17 protein-coding genes and 1 pseudogene are annotated in these 20184 nt (G+C 60.6%); 9 read left to right on the top strand and 9 right to left on the bottom strand.

Translation table 11 applies throughout. The features are described from left to right. Positions 1 to 3: 3 nt before the first annotated feature. Entirely contained in the window at positions 4 to 192 is a 189-nt protein-coding gene (locus GJ695_RS07560; RefSeq protein WP_166455006.1) for a hypothetical protein, read from the bottom strand. Between the two features lie 519 nt (positions 193 to 711). After that, positions 712 to 2541, bottom strand: coding sequence for a glutamine--fructose-6-phosphate transaminase (isomerizing) (gene glmS, locus GJ695_RS07565; protein ID WP_154363475.1), 1830 nt, complete (start codon positions 2539 to 2541; stop codon positions 712 to 714). A 131-nt stretch (positions 2542 to 2672) separates the two neighbouring features. Here glmS and GJ695_RS07570 point away from each other — a divergent pair, with 131 nt between their 5' ends. Beyond that, positions 2673 to 3125, top strand: a complete 453-nt coding sequence (locus GJ695_RS07570; protein WP_154363477.1) for an Lrp/AsnC family transcriptional regulator — start codon at positions 2673 to 2675, stop codon at positions 3123 to 3125. Between the two features lie 128 nt (positions 3126 to 3253). Here GJ695_RS07570 and GJ695_RS07575 read toward each other — a convergent pair whose 3' ends face one another. Next, positions 3254 to 3658 (bottom strand): TetR/AcrR family transcriptional regulator, encoded by a 405-nt coding sequence (locus tag GJ695_RS07575; RefSeq protein WP_166455033.1) that lies wholly within the window; start codon positions 3656 to 3658, stop codon positions 3254 to 3256. On the opposite strand from GJ695_RS07575, the pseudogene GJ695_RS07580 reads away from it, so the two are divergent. Next, positions 3624 to 3749: pseudogene (locus GJ695_RS07580) on the top strand (SDR family oxidoreductase); the annotation flags it as partial. The gene GJ695_RS07575 and the pseudogene GJ695_RS07580 sit on opposite strands and share 35 nt — an antisense overlap. A 350-nt stretch (positions 3750 to 4099) precedes the next feature. Here GJ695_RS07580 and glmU read toward each other — a convergent pair. Continuing rightward, the gene (gene glmU / locus GJ695_RS07585; protein ID WP_154363479.1) at positions 4100 to 5464 is read right to left on the bottom strand and encodes a bifunctional UDP-N-acetylglucosamine diphosphorylase/glucosamine-1-phosphate N-acetyltransferase GlmU; all 1365 of its coding nucleotides are present in this window, start codon (positions 5462 to 5464) and stop codon (positions 4100 to 4102) included. Positions 5465 to 5506: 42 nt separating this feature from the next. Between glmU and GJ695_RS07590 the strand changes: the two genes are divergently transcribed. The 5 genes from GJ695_RS07590 (at position 5507) to GJ695_RS07610 (ending at position 8783) form a co-directional block, all read left to right on the top strand. After that, complete coding sequence (locus tag GJ695_RS07590; RefSeq protein ID WP_154363481.1) at positions 5507 to 6388, top strand: DUF6279 family lipoprotein; 882 nt, start codon at positions 5507 to 5509, stop codon at positions 6386 to 6388. Positions 6389 to 6440: 52 nt separating this feature from the next. Beyond that, on the top strand, positions 6441 to 7088 hold the full coding sequence (rsmD, locus tag GJ695_RS07595; RefSeq protein WP_154363483.1) for a 16S rRNA (guanine(966)-N(2))-methyltransferase RsmD: 648 nt from the start codon (positions 6441 to 6443) through the stop codon (positions 7086 to 7088). 108 nt (positions 7089 to 7196) lie between these two features. Next, positions 7197 to 7697, top strand: a complete 501-nt coding sequence (gene coaD / locus GJ695_RS07600) for a pantetheine-phosphate adenylyltransferase (protein WP_154363485.1) — start codon at positions 7197 to 7199, stop codon at positions 7695 to 7697. Positions 7698 to 7709: 12 nt separating this feature from the next. Continuing rightward, a complete protein-coding gene (locus GJ695_RS07605) occupies positions 7710 to 7964 on the top strand; it encodes a YfhL family 4Fe-4S dicluster ferredoxin (RefSeq protein ID WP_154358018.1) in 255 nt (84 codons plus the stop codon). Between the two features lie 228 nt (positions 7965 to 8192). After that, entirely contained in the window at positions 8193 to 8783 is a 591-nt protein-coding gene (locus GJ695_RS07610) for a chalcone isomerase family protein (protein ID WP_154363487.1), read from the top strand. A 15-nt stretch (positions 8784 to 8798) separates the two neighbouring features. On the opposite strand, the gene GJ695_RS07615 is transcribed toward GJ695_RS07610, so the two are convergent. Next, positions 8799 to 8993, bottom strand: a complete 195-nt coding sequence (locus tag GJ695_RS07615) for a hypothetical protein (RefSeq protein WP_154363489.1) — start codon at positions 8991 to 8993, stop codon at positions 8799 to 8801. 155 nt (positions 8994 to 9148) lie between these two features. Between GJ695_RS07615 and GJ695_RS07620 the strand changes: the two genes are divergently transcribed. Next, complete coding sequence (locus GJ695_RS07620) at positions 9149 to 10129, top strand: LysR family transcriptional regulator (RefSeq protein WP_154363491.1); 981 nt, start codon at positions 9149 to 9151, stop codon at positions 10127 to 10129. A 3-nt stretch (positions 10130 to 10132) separates the two neighbouring features. On the opposite strand, the gene GJ695_RS07625 is transcribed toward GJ695_RS07620, so the two are convergent. Continuing rightward, entirely contained in the window at positions 10133 to 11686 is a 1554-nt protein-coding gene (locus GJ695_RS07625; protein ID WP_154363493.1) for a methyl-accepting chemotaxis protein, read from the bottom strand. 61 nt (positions 11687 to 11747) lie between these two features. Continuing rightward, entirely contained in the window at positions 11748 to 12203 is a 456-nt protein-coding gene (locus tag GJ695_RS07630; protein ID WP_008443393.1) for an Lrp/AsnC ligand binding domain-containing protein, read from the bottom strand. A gap of 223 nt (positions 12204 to 12426) precedes the next feature. Between GJ695_RS07630 and putA the strand changes: the two genes are divergently transcribed. Further along, positions 12427 to 16077, top strand: coding sequence for a trifunctional transcriptional regulator/proline dehydrogenase/L-glutamate gamma-semialdehyde dehydrogenase (gene putA / locus GJ695_RS07635; RefSeq protein ID WP_154363495.1), 3651 nt, complete (start codon positions 12427 to 12429; stop codon positions 16075 to 16077). A gap of 130 nt (positions 16078 to 16207) precedes the next feature. Here the strand turns inward: putA and GJ695_RS07640 are convergent, their stop codons facing one another. Together GJ695_RS07640 and GJ695_RS07645 are read right to left on the bottom strand one after the other, a co-directional pair. Beyond that, positions 16208 to 16894, bottom strand: coding sequence for a 5'-methylthioadenosine/adenosylhomocysteine nucleosidase (locus GJ695_RS07640; protein ID WP_154363497.1), 687 nt, complete (start codon positions 16892 to 16894; stop codon positions 16208 to 16210). Positions 16895 to 17270: 376 nt separating this feature from the next. Continuing rightward, the gene (locus tag GJ695_RS07645) at positions 17271 to 19913 is read right to left on the bottom strand and encodes a bifunctional diguanylate cyclase/phosphodiesterase (RefSeq protein ID WP_154363504.1); all 2643 of its coding nucleotides are present in this window, start codon (positions 19911 to 19913) and stop codon (positions 17271 to 17273) included. Positions 19914 to 20184 lie beyond the last annotated feature (271 nt).

Genomic DNA, 20184 nt, shown 5'->3' on the forward strand with positions numbered 1-20184 from the left:
ACATCAAGCATATTGGCGTCCCTGCCGAATTTCCCCGACCACGGCGGATAATTCTTCTTCAGCATCCATCTCAAGCGCACCAGATTTGATGCAATTCATGGCCGATTTCACGAACCAATCCTTCATCGTCATACCATTTTTGGCTAAGACTGCATGAAGCTCCCGCTTCAAAAGTGGATCTATTTCGATCACGACGCGTCCGCTTCGCCCAATACTCATTTCAAACTCTCAATGTGCTATATGTAACATGGAATTTTACTCTACTGTGACTTGTCCGTGTGGCGCCATAGCTTGGCGAAGACACATCTCTCAGGTGTATCTATGGATACACCTGATGAGTGGACGAAAGAAGGATCTGGGACAAGGCTGACAATGGGTCTGCCCCTCTGATGTCTAGCGAACAAGTACTCACGATCCGTCTTGCGTTTGTTCTGCTGCTCGCCACATACCATCAAGGCGGTGAAAATCTGAACAGCAAATATTTCAAACTTTTCCGGGGTGAGAGGTCAGGCTTTAGAGTCCACGGGCACGATCAGGAAAGAGGCTGGCAGGCCCCCCGTCGATGAATTGCGACCATGTCTGCGTACCGCAGCCGTCCTATTTGGGGGGCCGTGTTGCCTTAGATAAAATAAACCCCGAGCGGCGATACAGAATTTGTTTTACCGATACAGCCTTTATTTTTACGATCACAGCAGCTAGTGAACTTCTAATCTATTCCACCGTCACGGATTTTGCCAAATTGCGTGGTTTATCCACATCCGTGCCGCGCGCCACGGCCGTGTGGTAGGCCAGCAATTGCAGCGAGACCACGTGCAGGATCGGTGACAGCAGGCCGTAGTGTTCCGGCAGGCGGATCACGTGGACGCCTTCGCCCGGGGTGATGCGCGAGTCGACGTCGGCGAAGACATACAGCTGGCCGCCACGCGCGCGCACTTCCTGCATGTTGGATTTCAGCTTCTCGATCAGCGCGTCGTTCGGCGCGACCGTCACCACCGGCATTTCCTCGGTCACCAGCGCCAGTGGGCCGTGCTTCAGTTCGCCTGCAGGATAGGCTTCGGCGTGGATGTAGGAAATTTCTTTGAGCTTCAGCGCGCCTTCCAGCGCGATCGGGTAGTGCATGCCGCGGCCGAGGAACAGGGCGTTTTCCTTGCGGGCGAAGTCTTCGGCCCAGGCGATGATCAGCGGTTCCAGCGCCAGCACCGAGGCGATCGCGACCGGCAGGTGGCGCATGGCTTTCAGGTGTTCGGCTTCCTCGGCGTCGCTCAGGCGGCCGTTGACTTGGGCCAGCGACAGGGTCAGCAGGAACAGCGCGGCCAGCTGGGTGGTGAAGGCCTTGGTCGAGGCCACGCCCACTTCCACGCCGGCGCGGGTGATGTAGGCCAGTTTGCATTCACGCACCATGGCGCTGGTGGCGACGTTGCAGATGGTCAGCGTGTGTTCCATGCCCAGGCTGCGCGCATGCTTGAGCGCGGCCAGCGTGTCGGCCGTTTCGCCGCTTTGCGAGATGGTGACCACCAGCGTGTTCGGATTCGGCACGCTGTCGCGGTAGCGGTATTCGCTGGCGATTTCAACGTTGACCGGGATCTTGGCCACCGATTCGATCCAGTACTTGGCGGTCAGGCCCGAGTAGTAGCTGGTGCCGCAGGCCAGGATCAGCACGCGGTCGATCTGCTTGAAGACGCTGTAGGCGCCGTCGCCGAACAGCTCGGGCATGATGCCGGTGACGCCTTCCAGCGTGTCGCCGATGACGCGCGGCTGTTCGAAGATTTCCTTCTGCATGTAGTGGCGGTACGGGCCCAGCTCGGCCGCGCCGGTGTGCGCCTGCACGGTTTTGACGTCGCGCTGCGCCGGCTTGCCGTTGGCGTCGACGATCCAGACGCGGCCCAGTTGCAGGTCGACCACGTCGCCTTCTTCCAGGTAGATGATCTGGTCGGTGGTGCCGGCCAGCGCCATGGCGTCCGAGGCAACGAAGTTTTCCCCCTGGCCGACGCCGACGATCAGCGGCGAACCCTGGCGCGCGGCGACCACGCGGTGCGGTTCCTCGCGGTGGAACACGGCGATGGCGTAGGCGCCGGTCAGGCGCTTGACGGCCTGCTGTACGGTGTCGAACAGGTCGCCGTTGTACATGTGGTCGACCAGGTGGGCGATCACTTCGGTGTCGGTCTGGCTCTGGAAGACGTAGCCGAGCGCGGTCAGTTCGGCGCGCAGCTCGTCGTGGTTTTCAATGATGCCGTTGTGGACCAGCGCGATGCGCGCCAGGTCGGCCGACGGCGAAAAGTGCGGGTGGGCGTTGTGCGAGGCCGGCGCGCCGTGCGTGGCCCAGCGGGTGTGGGCGATGCCGGTGAAGCCTTTCAGGTGCGCTTCCTCGATCTGCAGCTCCAGGTCGGCCACGCGCGAGGTGCTGCGCGAACGCTGCAACTGGCCATCGACGTGCAGGGCGACGCCGCAGGAATCGTAACCACGGTATTCCAGGCGTTTCAGGCCTTCGAGCAGGATGGGGGTGATATTGCGTTGCGCTACCGCGCCGACGATGCCGCACATAAGAACCTCTTCTGTTAAGTCAGGAATGCATCGTAGAGCAGCGTTGATGAAATAAGCTTTCTAATTATGACTATATTTGGCATAAAATTTCATCATCCCTACTCAATGAAATATTCTTTCGCCAAAGCCTTATGGATGAAATAGATCGTCGCATTCTCAATGCGCTGCAAGTTGATGCGTCTCAAACCAACGCCGAGTTGGCGGCCGCCGTGCACGTCTCGCCGCCGACTTGTTTGCGGCGGGTCAAGCAATTGCGGGAATCTGGCGTGATTCAGCGCCAGGTTGCCATCGTGGCGCCGGAAAAAGTCGGGCCCAGCCTGACGGCGCTGGTGGAAATCTCGCTGGATATCCAGGCCGCCGAACGCATGACGGAGTTTGAAGCGCTGGTGGCCGCCGAGGCGGCGGTGCTGCAATGCTATCGCGTGGCGCCCGGGCCGGATTTTGTGCTGGTGGTGCAGGTGGCCGACATGCCGGCGTACAACGCGCTGGCGCACCGCCTGTTCGCCAGCCATGCCAATGTGCGGAATGTGAAGGCTTACTTCTCCACTTTCCGCAGCAAATTCGAGACCCGCATCGCGTTGTGAACAAAGTTATACAGGCTTATCCCAAGGATAAATACAGCCTGTCCAGAGGCTTATACAGGGCTTTTCCTCAGCTTATGCACGTGCTTATCCATGAGGTTTTCACATGGTTAGTCACAGGCTTATCCACATTATTTTGTCAGGATGGCGCTCGTCATCAGCGCCAAGAGATAATCCCCACGTGGCGCGAATGCGGCCTGGGCACGACTCAGCAGCCGCGCGCCCGATTCGCGCACCGCTGAACAGGAAGCGTACAACGCGGATTCCGGATCTTCGTGGGCGCTCGCCATCAAGGCAACAACGCCGCTGTAGCTCCGCACAAACGCCACCCCTTCGCGAAACCAGGACACCAGCGCCTCATCCGGCGGATTGGACGCTTCGAGGTCGCGCGCCTTTTGCGTCAACGCGTTCAGGTTCTCGCGCAACAAGGCATCGGACAAGGATTCCCGCGTCGGGAAATGGCGTAGCAGCGTGGCCAGCCCGACGTCGGCGTGGCGGGCGATATCGCGCGGCGAGATGGGGCAGCCGGAGGTAATTGCGACGGTTGCGCTGTTCCTGGCGTCGGACGATTCCAGCTTCGTGAATGGGGTGGAGTTGTATGTCGACGGCGGGACCTCCGCCATCTGATCAAATAAGCGGTGGCGTGGACTTATCCCATGGTTACCCTCGGGATATTCCACGCTTTCCCACAGCTTTATGCACAGCCGTTTTGCCTTGAAAAAAGTTATCCGGCACTTATCCGCATCTTATCCAGCACTTGCTCAGGCGCTTACCCACAAAGTTATGCACATTTGCTGAAAAACAGGGCTGCCGGCAGGCTCTGCGGCCGAGAGGCAAGCCTGGTATACCTCGCTTGCGAGTAAATGGTGTACTTGCCCACCTGTTTTCCCGCGCTTGCCCAGGCCTTACTCACAATGTTATCCACAATAAAAAACGGCGCCCACAGGCGCCGCTTGGCTGCATCAGGTTGATTCCGCTTATTTTTTGACCTTGACCGGGCGGGTCCAGTTTTCGATCGTCACCTGGCGCGGACGCGATACCGTCAGCTTGCCGGCCGGCGCATCCTTGGTCAGCGTGGTGCCGGCGCCCAGGGTCGCGCCCTTGCCGACGGTGACCGGGGCCACCAGCTGGCTGTCGCTGCCGATGAAGGCGTCGTCTTCGATGACGGTGCGCGATTTGTTGGCGCCATCGTAGTTGCAGGTGATGACGCCGGCGCCGATGTTGACGCGCGAGCCGATCGTCGCGTCGCCGATATAGGCCAGGTGATTGGCCTTGCTGTGCGCGGCGACCTGGCCGTTTTTGATTTCGACGAAGTTACCCACATGCACATCCTCGGCCAGCACGGTGCCGGGACGCAGGCGGGCATACGGGCCGATCAGCGACGCTTCGCCGACCACCGCTTCCTCGATATGGCAGAACGGCTTGATCTGCGCACCGGCCAGGATGCGGGCGTTGACGATGACGTTGTGGGCGGCCACATGCACGCCGTCGCCGAGTTCGACCTTGCCTTCGAACACGCAGCCGACGTCGATGGTGACGTCGCGGCCGCACACCAGCTCGCCACGGACGTCGATGCGCGCCGGGTCCAGCAGCGTGACGCCCTGTTCCAGCAGGCGGTTGGCGATATTGCGCTGGTGGATGCGCTCCAGCTCGGCCAGCTGCACCTTGCTGTTGACGCCGGCCACTTCCCACTGCGCCGACGGCTGCGCGGACACCACCGGCACGCCATCGGCCACGGCCAGCGCGACGATGTCGGTCAGGTAGTACTCGCCCTGGGCGTTTTCGTTCCTGATCGCGCCCAGCCATTTTTTCAGCAGCGGCGTCGGCGCGACCATAATGCCGCTGTTGATTTCCTTGATGGCGCGCTCGGCCTCGCTGGCGTCTTTTTGCTCGACTATGCGCACAATGTGGCCATTCTCACGAACAATTCTTCCCAAACCGGTAGGATCATCCTGTTCGACAGTCAGAATACCGAGCTTGTCGTTGCCGGCGGCCGTCACCAGCGCCTGCAGCGAAGCGGTGGTGGTCAGCGGCACGTCGCCGTACAGGATCAGGGTAGGGACGTTGTCGTCCAGCTCGGGCAGCGCCTGGATCACGGCGTGGCCGGTGCCCAGCTGCTGCTCCTGCAGCGCGGTGGCGACCTGTTCGGGCTGTTTGGCAAGCAGCGCCTGCACGGCTGCGCCGCCGTGACCGTAGATCACGCATAATCGGCTGGCGGACAGGCTCCGCGCCGTGTCCAGCACATGCTGCAACAACGGCTTGCCCGCCAGAGGATGTAAAACTTTCGGCAGCGCGGATTGCATGCGCTTGCCCATGCCGGCTGCGAGGATGACGACGTTCATAGAGATGCCAAATAGAAAGTGATTGCAATGCAAAAGTCTAACATGCCCCCGTCTGCCCGCAGGACCCTCCAGGGCCTGTTCCTGATCGCGATCATGACCGTGCTGGCCGCCTGCAGCTCGCTGCGCCTGGCCTATAACAATGGCGACACGCTGCTGTACTGGTGGATCGATGGTTACGTCGACCTGACCTCCGATCAGAAAAGCGTGGTCAAGGAAGACATCGACAAGCTGTTCCACTGGCATCGCAAGACCCAGCTGAACGATTACGCGCAGATCCTGCAAACCGCCCAGCGCCAGCTGGCGGCCGGCGTCACCCAGGCCGACCTGCAAACCGATTTCGACGAGATCAAGAAGCGCACCGAGGCGCTGCTGCTGAAGGCGACGCCGGAGCTGGCCGAACTGGCGCGCTCGCTGCAGCCGGACCAGATCGCCACGCTGGAACGCAAGTTCGCCGCCAACAACGCCGAGTTCCGCAAGAAAAACATGCGCGGCGACCGCGAGGCGCAGCAAACCTTCCGCTACAAGAAATCGATGGAGCAGTTCGAGCTGTGGTTCGGCAGTTTCTCCAGCGAGCAGGAAGCGCAGATCCGCAAGGCCTCCGACGCCCGGCCGCTGGACAACAACATCTGGCTGGACGAGCGCATGCGCCGCCAGAACAACATCCTGGCCGCCGTGCGCCGCGTGCAGAGCGAAAAACTCGGCAAGGAAGCGACCCAGGCGCTGATCCAGGGCCTGATCAAGGACGGCTTCCAGCGGCTGGAAACCTCCGAGCGCAAAGCCTTCTTCGACAGCTATGAAGACGCCAACCTGAAGCTGGTGCTGACCGTGATCCAGCTGGCCACGCCGGCCCAGAAAGCCCACGCGCAGCGCCGCATGCAGGGCTGGATCGACGACTTCCGCAGCCTGGCGGCGGACCAGCGCTAGGCGGCTCTATGGTATGATGGCCTGTTGAATCAATGACTTAGAACAGCGTCACATGCCAAAGAAGCCCGCCAGCAAACCAGCCAGATCCGCCAAAGTCCCGGTCCACGGTCCCCAGCACAGCAACCAGGTGCGCATCATCGGCGGCCAGTGGAAGCGCACGCCGCTGCCGGTGCTGAGCGCGCTGGGCCTGCGGCCGACGCCGGACCGCGTGCGCGAGACGGCGTTCAACTGGATCAACCACCTGCGCGACGCCAACTGGGCCGGCGCGCAAGTGCTGGACCTGTTTGCCGGCAGCGGCGCGCTGGGTTTCGAGGCGGCCAGCCGTGGCGCGGCGTCGGTCAGCATGATCGACAGCAACGCCCAAGTCGTGCGCCAACTGGACGAGATCAAGACCAAGCTGAAGGCGGACAATGTGCAGATCATGCGCGGCGACGCGCTGGCGGTGGCGCAGTCGGCCGCTGCGCGCGGTCAGAAATATGACCTGATCTTCCTCGATCCGCCTTATCAACAGACCTTCCTCGAGCGCGCTTTGCCGCTCTGCACTAAGATACTGAAAGATGGCGGCCTGATTTACGCCGAATCCGGACTGGCGCTGGAATTCGCTGAAGGCGAGGCGCCCGAGTGGCTGGCGAACTGGGAAATCATCCGGGCTGACAAAGCCGGCATGGTGTTCTATCATTTATTAAAATACAAACCCTAATCGGCAGTATTTGCTGCTAAAACTGCCCCAAATTAAGGCAATTTTAAGCAAAAGCCGATTTTCAGGCATAATGCGCGTTCTATATTGGTGCATCTGCAGGGAGCCGCAATGGTAGTAGCTGTTTATCCAGGAACTTTCGATCCGCTGACCCGTGGTCACGAAGATCTGGTGCGTCGCGCATCCGGTCTGTTCGACACGCTGGTGGTGGGCGTCGCCGACAGCAAGAACAAGAAACCGTTCTTCTCGCTGGACGAGCGCCTGGAAATTGCCAATGAAGTGCTGGGCCATTATCCGAACGTGCGGGTAGAGAGTTTCTCCGGCCTGCTGAAGGACTTCGTGCGCGCGCACGACGCCCGCGTCATCGTCCGCGGCCTGCGCGCCGTGTCGGACTTTGAGTACGAGTTCCAGATGGCGGGCATGAACCGCTACCTGTTGCCGGACGTCGAGACCATGTTTTTGACGCCGTCCGACCAATACCAATTCATCTCCGGCACCATCGTGCGCGAAATCGCCATGCTGGGCGGGGATGTGTCCAAGTTTGTATTCCCATCGGTGGACCGCTGGCTGCAGAAGAAAATCGCCGCCAACAACACCGACCAGGCACAGTAAGCGAGTTCCATCATGGCGTTAATGATTACCGACGACTGTATCAATTGCGACGTTTGCGAGCCGGAGTGCCCGAACGACGCCATCTACATGGGCGCGGAAATTTACGAAATCAATCCGGACAAGTGCACCGAGTGCGTGGGTCACTTCGATGAGCCGCAGTGCCAGCAGGTGTGCCCGGTGAGCTGCATTCCGTTCAACCCGGAAGTGCGCGAGACCAAGGACCAGTTGTTCGCCAAGTTCGAGTTGCTGCAGGCCGCCAAGGCCTGATTGGGTCGAAGCGCGCGGCACCCGCGAAACCCGCACACCGCTGCGGCCAGGGTCTGACCCCGCATGGGGTCAGACCCTTTCGTTTTGGGGTGCTAATGCGGGTTGACTGAGTAATGCAAACTCATATTTATCTGCTCCCCCCGTTAAAAAAAGCATGACCGTGCGGCAAAACACGCCGCGGCGTCTCCACGGTGGTATAGTCGCTGGACACCTATCACGGAGACCTTCATGAACCGTAGAACCATCCTGCATACCCTGATCGCCAGCGCCATCTTTGCGGCGGCGCCTTCCTTCGCCTTTGCCGCCGTCGATGTGGCCGGCGTCAAGTTCGACGATACGACCACCGTGGCCGGCCAGCAGCTCAAGCTGAACGGCGCCGGCATTCGCACCAAGGTCATCTTCAAGGTCTATGCGGCCGGTTTATATCTGACGGAAAAGAAATCCACCGTGCCGGACGTGCTGGCCGTGGCCGGCCCGCGCCGCGTCGCCATCACCATGCTGCGCGAAGTGAGCTCGGAAGACTTCGGCAAGGCCTTTACCGACGGCATCAACGCCAACACCAGCAAGGAAGAGCGCAACAAGATCCTGCCGCAGATTATGAAGTTCGGTGAAGTGTTCGCGCAGACGCCAACCCTGAAGAAGGGCGACCAGCTGTCGCTGGACTGGACCCCCAACGAAGGCACCCAGTGCTATTTGAATGGCAAGAAAATCGGGGAGCTGATGCCGGACGTGGCGTTCTACAATGCGGTGCTGCGTATCTGGCTGGGTGATCACCCGGCCGACAGTTCCTTGAAGCCGGCGCTGCTCGGCGAGAAATAATGCTGCGACGCGGTATCAGACCCGCGTTGCCAGTTCACGGCGCGCAATGCGTTGCGCGCGGCTCATCTTCGGCTTGACCACCAGTACGGCTGCGCGCGCGCAGCCGACCAACAGCGGTTTGAACAGCACCAGCAGGCCACCGCTCACGGCGACCAGCAGCGCCAGCTTGATAGCGGCGAACAGAGAAAAATCTTGTATTGCGGAAATCATGATGGACACGGTTTAGCTGTAGCTTTAGAATCTGACGTAACTATAGTGCGCCGCAACATATCTATCCAATTCCATTTCACGATAACAATTATGCGTTTGGTGAATGGACTGTGCTATCGTTATTTCCTCGCCAACCTCTACCTCCCCGAGCCGCCATGAGCTTTCTGACGCTGGACCTGAACCTGCTGCGCGTTTTCGACGCCGTGATGACAGAGCAAAATCTGACACGCGCCGCCGGCCATCTGGCCATGACCCAGCCTGCCGTTTCCAACGCCATCAAGCGGCTGCGCGAAAGCCTGGGCGACGAATTGCTGATCCGTACCGCCTACGGCGTCAAGCCGACGCCGCGCGCCGAATCGCTGTGGCCGTCCGTGCGCAGCGCGCTGGCCAGCCTGGAAGCGGCGGTGGCGCCGGAAACCTTCGACGTCTCGGCCGCCCACGCCACCTTCCGGATGGCGATGGCCGACGCGACCGCCGCCATGTGGCTGCCGTCGCTGATGCGTTCGATCGAGAGCGAGGCGCCCGGCATCAACGTGCGCATGGTGCCGCTGACCACGCGCGAACCGCGGCCGATGCTGCTGCGCGGCGATATCGACCTGGCGGTGGGCTTCTTCCCCGGCGTGGCGGCGCAGCTGTCGTACGAGACCGGTTCGCCGATCCGCCACGAGCGCCTGTATTCCGGTAAATATGTGTGCGTGATGCGGCGCGACCATCCGCTGGCCAAGGTCGAGCTGAACCTGGATAACTACTGCGAAGCGAATCACCTGCTGGTGAGCTTCTCGGGCCGCGCCCACGGCCTGGTCGACGAGGCGCTGGCCCAGTTGCAGCGCGAACGCCGCATTCTGCTGACGGTGAACCAGTTCTTCACCGCCGGCCGCGTGGTGGCCAACTCGGACCTGGTGACGGTGCTGCCGCGCCACCTGATCGCGGCAACCGGCATGACCGACGCGCTGGTGCACAAGGAACTACCGTTCCCGCTGCCGGCGGTCCACCTGGACATGCTGTGGCACGAACGCGATGCGCGCAGCCCGGCGCACAAGTGGCTGCGCACCCATCTGGAAAAAATGAATACGCAGACCCAGCGCACGGTCAACAACCTGCCGACGCCGACGCAGGCGCCTGCTTCCTCCCGTTAAAACTCAGTGACTGGAGCGGTAGCCGATGCGGAAACCGCCCCAGTGCTTGCCATCCACATAGATCGGCGCCGACAGGTCATGCATGACCTCGCCTGTGTCGCGCTTGTACGTCTGTAGCAAAAACGGCTTGGTGTTCGAACCGCAGCGCTTGCCGGTGCGGTCGCTGAAGATGCGTTTGGTGCGGTTGTTGACGATGTCGATATCGTAGTTGCCCGTCAGCGGCTGCGAAAACTTCTTGTTGTGGGTGGGGAAATAGCCGTTGTTATCCACAGTGCCGGCGTAGGCCAGCTGCGGCATCGCCGCCAGCACGCCTTCCTGCAAGGGCGGCAGCACGCGGTCGGTGAAATCATCGAACCTGGTCTTGTGCTTGGGCGGATCGGTATTCGGAATCGGCGTGTAGTGGCGGTCCCACAGCGCCTCGCGCGTGATCTGGCCGCTGGCGATGGCGCGCTCGAAAATCTTGCCCACTTCCGCCGCCGCCCGCTGCGCCGCTTCACGGATGGCGTCGTGCGAGGTCTCGATCGACGATTCGCCCAGCGCGCCGGTGATGATTTCCGCCCGTTCCGCCAGCGCCATGGCCGAGCTGGCCGCGCGCGGCAGTTCCTTCTCGGTCGACAGCAGGCTGTCGCGGATGCTGGCGATGGCCTGGGCGATTTCCTCGGTGGTGGCGACGTGCTCGCGCGAGGCACGCGCGATCTGGCCGATTTCATCTTCCGACACGCCCGACGAACGCTCGATATTGCCCAGCAGTCCGTGCACGGTTTCCACATTGCCGGCCGCTTCGCTGACCTTGAGCGCCAGCGAATTCATGCCGCTGGCCGCCTTTTCCGCCTGCTGGTTAATCTCGCGCACCATGGTGCTGATTTCGTCGGTGGCTTCCTTGGTGCGCAGCGCCAGCTGGCGCACCTCGCTGGCGACCACGGCGAAGCCACGGCCCTGTTCGCCGGCACGCGCGGCCTCGATGGCGGCGTTCAGCGCCAGCAGGTTGGTGCGCGCGGAGATTTCGCTGATGGCTTCGGTAAAGCCGTAGATTTTGCGGGAGTTGCTTTGCAGCGCGGTCATCACCGCCGCCGCCGACTGCGCGTCTTCGCGCGCGGTGCGGATGCGTTGCAGGCCGTTGTCGGCCTCGGCCCGCCCGGCGACGGTTTCGCCGCGCACCTGGGCGGCGATCCTGGCGGCGCGCTCGGCATTGGCGGCGATACGCTCGGTGGTGTCGGCGTTCTGGCTGGAACTGTGGACGATGCTGCCGGCGGTGCTGACGTCCAGTTCGATCTTCTTCTTCACCGAATCGACGAAGTACGAGGTTTCCGCCGCGCCGATCATGATGGCGTCGATTTCCTCGCCAACGGTATGGGCGAAATGCCGCACGCCGCCCTCGTCGTTGTTCTGGCGTGAAGCCCACCAGGCCACGGCCGCGCCGCCCAGCGCGGCCGGAATGCCCGCCGTCACCGGGCCGGCGCCGGCCAGGTTGAACACGTAAGCGAGGCATGTGCCGCCTGCCGTCGCCCCCAAAATCCACAATCCACGTTGCACCAGCTTATGCTGCAAAAGCTTCATCTGTCCCCCGTTTTTAACAACAGGCGCCTTGGGCGGCTCCACTAATTTTATTTCTACGTTGCTATTTTATGGGCAACTTGGTGGTATTCTTAACTTCTTCCATGACGGCGTAGGTATGCGTTTCGCGCACGCCTTTCTGGAGCAGGGTTTTCCCCAGGAATTCGCGGTAGGCAGCCATGTCCTTGACGCGGGCTTTGACCAGGTAGTCGAAGCCGCCGGCAACCATGTGGCACTCCAGCACTTCCGGGATCACCTGGACGCTGTGCTTGAAGGCGTCGAACACTTCGGGCGTGGTGCGATCGAGCACCACCTCGATAAAGACAAGCAGGGAAACGTCGAGCAGCTGCGGGTTCAGTTGCGCGGTGTAACCCATGATGTACCCGGACTCGTGCAACTTGCGCACCCGTTCCAGGCAAGCGGCGGGTGACAAATTCACGCGCGCGGCCAGCTCCACATTGGAGATGCGGCCATCGCTCTGCAATTCCATCAAGATTTTTTTGCTGATCTTGTCTAACATTTCCGGGAACTCCCAAATAAATATTATTTGGTTAAATTGTCTCACTAAAAACAATCTATTGCTAGCCCCCTGCATTACCAAAATTAATCCAGAAGATTTCCCACTACAATCGAATCATTAGCAGTCCACGTCAGTAACGCCCATTTTCACGCTCGCCAGCCCCGCTGACGGGCGTGTTTTTGTAGGTGGACCGGCTCCCCAATTCATCTTCTGAGAGTACCCCATGCAAGCAGCAGTTTCCTCCGGTTTTACCCCGTTCGCCGCGCTTCAGGCTGAAATCCTGCGCGACCCGATTCCCCTGCGCGCCGCAGTGACGGCAGCCTATCGCAAGGATGAAGTCAGCGCCGTCCAGTGGCTGCTCGGCCAGTTGAACAACCACGACGAAGTCAGCCTTCAGCAGGCGCAGCAACTGGCCTATAAACTGGTCAGTTCGGTGCGCACGGAACGCACCCGCGCGTCCGGCGTGGACGCGCTGATGCACGAGTTTTCGCTGTCGTCGGACGAGGGCGTGGCGCTGATGTGCCTGGCTGAAGCACTGTTGCGTATTCCCGACAACGCCACCGCCGACCGCCTGATCGCCGACAAAATCAGCAAGGGCGACTGGCGCAAGCACCTGGGCGAATCGCCGTCGCTGTTCGTCAACGCGGCCACCTGGGGCCTGCTGATCACCGGCAAGCTGGTGTCGACCAACAGCGAAACCGGCCTCGGCTCGGCGCTGACCAAGCTGATTTCCAAGGGCGGCGAGCCGCTGATCCGCAAAGGCGTGGACCTGGCGATGCGCATGCTGGGCAACCAGTTCGTCACCGGCCAGACCATCGACGAGGCGATCAAGAACGGCCAGGCCAACGAGGCGCGCGGCTACCGCTATTCCTACGACATGCTGGGCGAAGCGGCGTTGACCGAAGAAGACGCCAAAAAATACTACGCGTCCTACGAAACCGCGATCCACGCGATCGGCAAGGCCTCGAACGGCCGCGGCATCCGCAACGGCCCTGGCATTTCGGTGAAGCTGTCGGCGCTGCACCCGCGCTACAGCCGTGCCCAGCACGCCCGCGTGATGCAGGAACTGCTGCCGCGCGTGCGCGATCTGGTGCTGCTGGCCAAGCAGTACAACATCGGCCTGAACATCGATGCGGAAGAGGCCGACCGCCTGGAACTGTCGCTGGACCTGATGGAAGCGCTGGCGCACGATCCCGCGCTGGCCGGTTTCGAGGGCATCGGCTTCGTGGTGCAGGGCTACCAGAAGCGCTGCCCGTTCGTCATCGACTACCTGATCGACCTGGCCAAGCGCAGCGGCCGCAAGTTCATGGTGCGCCTGGTGAAGGGCGCTTACTGGGATGCGGAAATCAAGCGCGCCCAGGTGGACGGCATGAGCGGCTACCCGGTCTACACGCGCAAGGTCTACACCGACGTCTCCTACCTGGTGTGCGCGCAGAAGCTGCTGGGCGCCACCGACGTGATCTATCCGCAGTTTGCGACGCACAACGCGCAGACGCTGTCGACCATCTACACCTGGGCCAAGCGCGACGGCGTCACCGACTACGAATTCCAGTGCCTGCACGGCATGGGCGAATCGCTGTACGACCAGGTGGTGGGCAAGGACAACCTGGACAAGGCCTGCCGCATCTACGCCCCGGTCGGCACCCACGAAACGCTGCTGGCCTACCTGGTGCGCCGCCTGCTGGAAAACGGCGCCAACTCGTCGTTCGTCAACCAGATCGTCGATGAAGCGATCCCGATCGAGTCGCTGCTGCGCGATCCGGTCGCTGCCGCGCGCGAGCAGGGCGGCCTGCCGCATTCTGGCATCGCCCTGCCGCTGGACATGTTTGGCGACCGTAAAAACTCGGCCGGTTTCGACCTGGCCAACGAAAACGTGCTGCGCGAAATCGCCGATGCGCTGGCGACGCCGCGCAGCTGGCATGCGGCGGCGCTGCTGGCTGGCGGCCTGAGCGTCGGCCAGCCGGTGCAGAACGTCACCAACCCGGCGCAGCGCAGCGACATCGTCGGCCAGCTGGTGGAAGCCAGCGCCGACGACGTCGAAACCGCGCTGGCCAGCGCCAGCAGCTACGCCATGGACTGGCAGACCACCGAGCCATCGGTGCGCGCCGCCGCCCTGACCAGGGCCGCCGACCTGTTCGAAGCCAACGCGCTGGAACTGATGACGCTGGCCATCCGCGAAGCCGGCAAATCGCTGCCGAACGCCATCGCGGAAATCCGCGAAGCGGTCGACTTCCTGCGCTACTACGCGGGCGAAGTGCACGGCTCGACCAACACCCTGGCGCTGGGCCCGGTGACCTGCATCAGCCCATGGAACTTCCCGCTGGCGATCTTCACCGGCCAGGTGGCCGCCTCGCTGGCCGCCGGCAACGTGGTGCTGGCCAAGCCGGCCGAGCAGACGCCGCTGATCGCGCATCGCGCGGTCGAGCTGCTGCACGAAGCCGGCATTCCGCGCGCCGCGCTGCAATTCCTGCCGGGCCGCGGCGAAGTGGTCGGCGCCGCGCTGACCGGCGACAGCCGCGTCAAGGGCGTGATCTTCACCGGCTCGACCGAAGTGGCGCAGTTGATCAACCGCACGCTGGCCAAGCGCGCCGTGGCGGAAAACGCCGACATCCCGCTGATCGCCGAAACCGGCGGCCAGAACGCGATGATCGTCGATTCGTCGGCGCTGCCGGAACAGGTGGTGCAGGATGCGATTTCGTCGGCCTTCGACAGCGCCGGCCAGCGCTGCTCGGCGCTGCGCGTGCTGTTCCTGCAGGAAGATATCGCCGACAAGACCATCAAAATGCTGAAAGGCGCGATGCAGGAGCTGAAAGTCGGCACGCCGGACCGCCTGGTGACCGACATCGGCCCGGTGATCGACGCCGAGGCGCAGCAGAATCTGCTGGCCCACATCAACAAGCTGAAGGGTACGGCGGTCGATTACTACTCGCTGGACCTGCCGGCGGACGTGACCAGCGCCGGCACCTTTGTGCCGCCAACCGTGCTGGAAATCCGCTCGCTGGCCGAGCTGACGCAGGAAGTGTTCGGCCCGGTCATGCACGTGATCCGCTACAAGCGCGCCGATCTGCCGAAAGTGGTCGACCAGATCAACGCCAGCGGCTTCGGCCTGACGCTGGGCGTGCATTCGCGCATCGATGAAACCATCGACTACATCACCAACCGCGCGCATGTGGGCAATATCTACGTCAACCGCAACATCGTCGGCGCCGTGGTCGGCGTGCAGCCCTTCGGTGGCGAAGGCAAATCCGGCACCGGCCCGAAAGCCGGCGGTCCGCTGTACCTGAAGCGTTTGCAACGCGGCGCCATCACGGCGCCGGTGCATGAACGCCAGACTTCGCCATCGCTGGACGCGCTGGTGGTCTGGTCGAAAATGCACGGCCATGAACGCATCGCCAGCCTGGCGGAGCAGTACAGCCGCTCGACCATGCTGGGCAGCCTGACCGCGCTGCCAGGGCCTACCGGCGAGCGCAACACGCTGGCGCTGGTGTCCCGTGGCGCTGTGGCCTGCGTGGCCGGCACGCTGGAGGGCTTGATGAACCAGATCGCCGCGGTACTGGCGACCGGCAATATCGCGCTGGTGACGGGCGCGACGGCGCATCTGCTGCCGGCCGACCTGCCGTCGGCGATCAGGGACCGTATTCAGACCGTTCCGGACCTGGAAAGCAGCGAGTTTCAGATTGCGCTGGTGGAATCGATGATGGCCAAGAGCCAGCACAACGTCCTGGCGGCCCGTAGCGGGGCGCTGGTGGCCTTGATCAGCACCAATGAGGAGAGCAGCATCCCCCTGTGGCGTTTGGTCGCTGAGCGGGCTCTGTGCGTGAATACGACGGCTGCAGGGGGTAACGCCAGCCTGATGACGCTGCAGGCGTCGTAAAAACCAAGTTTCGTTAGTACCCCTAACGAAAGGGGCTGACCCAGGTTCAGGGATAGGGGCTTCGCCCCGCCAGCCTATAGGCTGGCCCCTGGCCGCAGCGGTGTGCGGGGTACAGGGGTGCCGCGCGCTTTTACCCCTTGCAGAAGTTACGAATCACATCAAATGCATACCCCGCTGCCACGGTTTTGATGAAATGCATGAAATCGACGGCAGCCTCGTCGTTGGCGTTGTCGGAGATCGTCCTGATCACGGCAAACGGAATTCCCAGCTCAAAACACACCTGCGCCACCGCTGCGCCTTCCATTTCCACTGCCAATAATTGCGGCAACGCGGTTTTGATGGCCTGAATCTGCGTCAATTTGCCTATAAATTGATCACCGCTGGCAATCAGACCACGATGCACACGCGAAATTGGCGCAGCAGCGCCAGCCAATCGCTCGGTCAAGGCCACGTCGGTGGCAAAGCTCGACAACCCGGTCAGCGGAATTTCAAATCTTGGAAACAGCGGGCTGGCATCAAAATCGTGCTGGACCAGCGTGTCAGCCACCACGATATCCCCAACGTTGACGTTTTTATCCCCGCTTCCGGCAACGCCGGTGAAGACGATGTGGGTAACTCCGAACTTTTCCACAAGAATCGCAGCTGTCATTGCCGCAGCAACCTTGCCTATACGCGATAGAACGCACACAGCGTCGATTTCCCAGAGTTTCCCGGCCGTGTACTCCCTCATGCCGTGAAAGTGCCTGGAAGGGCTCTCAAGGGCTTCTATCAGCCCATGCTGTTCTTCAGCCAACGCGCTGATGATGCCTAAACGCATACTTTTCCTTCAATTTTTGAATGTGGTCTGTGGAGATCCAAGGTCTTTTCCACAACGCGTAGCGAAAAAAAGTGAATTTTAAGGCGTTTTTTGATGGGTGGATGGCTTTCAGATGCCGAACAGGCGTCCTATTTCGTCTGCGCCGCTTTTGACGTTATGCTTTTAGTTGTTTACAAAAGGTTTATATAAACATAGTGGTAGTAGTAAACGTGCAAATAGCTGTGGATAAGTTCTGTATACGTTTACAAATCATCTGTTTACGGCGTAAACAACCACATGCATAAACGCTGTACCAGCGCAGGAACAGTTTTTGGATAAAATATGGGCCTGTGGTTAAAAGTGGTGCTTAGCCACATCTCGTCCTGTGGATATCCAATTACTTATTCACAGGCTCGCACTGTTTTTGTAGTTTTTCCTCTAATTCCGGGCCTGAAATGGGCCTGGAGAGCAGGTATCCCTGACCGAAATCGCATCCGATGGCTGTCAAAGCGGCAAGTTGTTGTTGCGTTTCTATGCCTTCGGCGATCACTTTGATGCCCAGCTTGTGCGCCATGGCGATCATTGCCTCGCAAATCAGCAGTCCGTCACCACCCTGGGTGACAAATTCCGGCGCGATCTTGATGTAGTCCACGCCAAAGCGCTTCAGAAACGCCACCGAGCAGTGGCCGGAGCCGAAATCGTCCAGCGAAATCTGCATATGGGTGTGGCGCAGGTCGGCATTGTTGCTGGCGGCGTCCAGCAGCAGGTTTTCCGTGACCTCGACGATGAGGCTTTGCGGGCTGACCTTCAGTTCCTTCAGAAAATCCAGCCATCGACGGTAGTTGCTGCCGTCGTCGCGGAACTGCCAGGCCGATTTGTTCACGCTTACCTGGAATGCCGGCGAGCTGATGGCCTGAAGTTTTTGCACTTCAAGCGCTGCCTGGTGGAACACCCAGTCGCCGATGCCGATGATCAGGCCGCTGCTTTCGGCCACGTTGAGGAATTCGGCCGGATTCAGCAGCCCGCGTACCGGATGTTGCCAACGCACCAGCGCTTCGGCCTTGACCACGGCGCCATTCGACAGGTCGATGATGGGCTGGTACAGGATGCGCAGCTGGTCGTGCTGGAGCGCTTCGCGTAATTCGTTGACCAGGTGCATGCGCGCACGCGTGGCTTCCTGCATGAAGGAGGCGAAATAATTGAAGCGGTTGCGGCCCTGCTGCTTGGCGGTGTACATCGCCTGGTCGGCGTTTTTGATCAGGGTTTCCGCATCGGCGCCGTCGTCCGGGTACAGGGTAATGCCGATGCTGCTCGAAATATGGGCAACCTGCCGGTCTTCGCTGTCGCCAAGATGGAAGGGCGTGCTCATTTTCTTCAGGATTTCCTGGGCGATGCGGACCACGTCGCCGGCATTGTTCAGCTCGCTAAGGATGACGGTGAATTCATCGCCGCCCAGCCTGGCCACGGTATCGGTGCTGCGCACGCAGCCAAGCAGCCGCGTTGCCACTTGTTTGAGCAGCATGTCGCCCTTGTCGTGGCCCAGGGTGTCGTTGATTTCCTTGAAGTAATCCAGATCAACAAAGACCAGCGCCATCGGCAGCTGCGAGCGGTCGGTTTTTTTCATTTCCAGGCGCAGATGCTCGTGGAACATGCGGCGATTCGCCAGTCCCGTCAGCGTGTCGAAGTTGGCCTGGCGCCAGATCAGCTCTTCGGAGGCTTTTTTCTGCGTGATATCGCTGAGCAATGCGACGTAGCGGAACGGTTTGCCCTTTTCGTTGTAGACGGTGTTGACCACCATCGACACCAGGTATTCCTCGCCGTTTTTGCTTTGGTGCCACAACTCGCCCTTCCAGTGACCGCTGTCGGTGACGGCTTCGAAGATGCGGTCGAAAAATTCGCGGTCGTTGCGGCTGGAGGCCAGCTCGTAGGCGCGGTGGCCGATCAGTTCTTTTTCGGTGTAGCCGCTGAGTAGTGAAAAGGCCGGATTCACGGTGAGGATCAGGCCGTTTGCGTCGGTCACCATCATGCCTTCGCCGCTGTTCTGGAACAGCAGCGACGCCAGCTTCATCGATTCTTCGTTGGCCAGCAACTGGTGTTCCATTTCCCGGCTGGCGCTGTACAGCGCACGGTAGCGAAGTTCACGGTCTTCCTGACGCGAGTAAGTGCGCAGCGAAAAATGGCCGGCGCCGAACATCAGCAACAGCAGGATGGCCAGACCACCGCCGGCCGTCAGGTAATTTTGCTGCAGCAAACGGGCCGCTTCGTTGTCGTTGCTGCCGACCACGATGATCAGCGGCAGGCCATCGAGTACGTGGTAGCTGAAAACACGGGTCACGTTGTCGATCAGGCTGACGGTTTTGTAGGTGCCTGAACTGGCCCGTCGCACATTGTCGAACAGGGAAGTGGCGCTCAGATCGCGTGCGAAAGCCTGTTCGAAATTCGGCACGCGGGCGATCACCTTGCCGCCAGCGTGGATCAGCGAGATCGAGATGTCGGAATTGAAGCGTGAATTTTCAAAGACTTTGACGTAGCGGTCGACATTCAGCGGCGCGGTGACGACTCCCAGGAACTCGCCCTTGGCGTTTTCCACGCGGCGACTCAGGAAAAACAGCTTTTTCTTGCTGCGTTTGCCAATCGCAGGTTCACCGATGAAGAGTTTTCCTTTGAATTCGTTGTTGGCGTGAACTTTGAAATAGTCGCGGTCGGCGTAGGAGATGCCGGTGACGTTGCTGCCGGTAGATGTGGCAACCGCATTTCCTTTGGGATCAACAAACGTAATCCAGTAATCGCTGTCAAAACTGGAACCGAGCGAGGAAAGCAGTTCTTCCATGGTCGCTCGCGAACTGCTTTGCGTAGCGGGCAGAACTTTGATGGCGTTCGACACGCTCATCAGCGATACGTCGGCCGATTGAATCGAGTAAATCACGTGGGCTTCCATCGCCTTCACGTAATGCTCGGTCTGCACTTTGACGGAGAGTTCCCGTTCAAGGTAGGAACTGCGGAATTGGCTGACAACAACTGCAATGGCGAGTGCTGCCATCGACAACAGGCCGGTGATCAAACGTCGCCGAAACCGCAGATATGCAGGCGACCGGGTTTTTTTGCTTGATGAGGACAAAACATCTCCGGTTGAAGCTGTTTGTTTGGCAATTCGAGTATATCGGAGCTTTTATGGTTTACTCTAAAGAAGTAGATATAAAAATAGTGATAGTTGTTAACACCGACACTTTTCTGTGGATAAGTGGTCATTTTGGATTAGAATCAGGCGTTTACGCGCTGTACAAGACGGCGCGTAAACCGTGTATGAGCAA

The organism is Duganella alba (assembly GCF_009674495.1).
Taxonomy (GTDB): domain Bacteria; phylum Pseudomonadota; class Gammaproteobacteria; order Burkholderiales; family Burkholderiaceae_D; genus Rugamonas; species Rugamonas alba.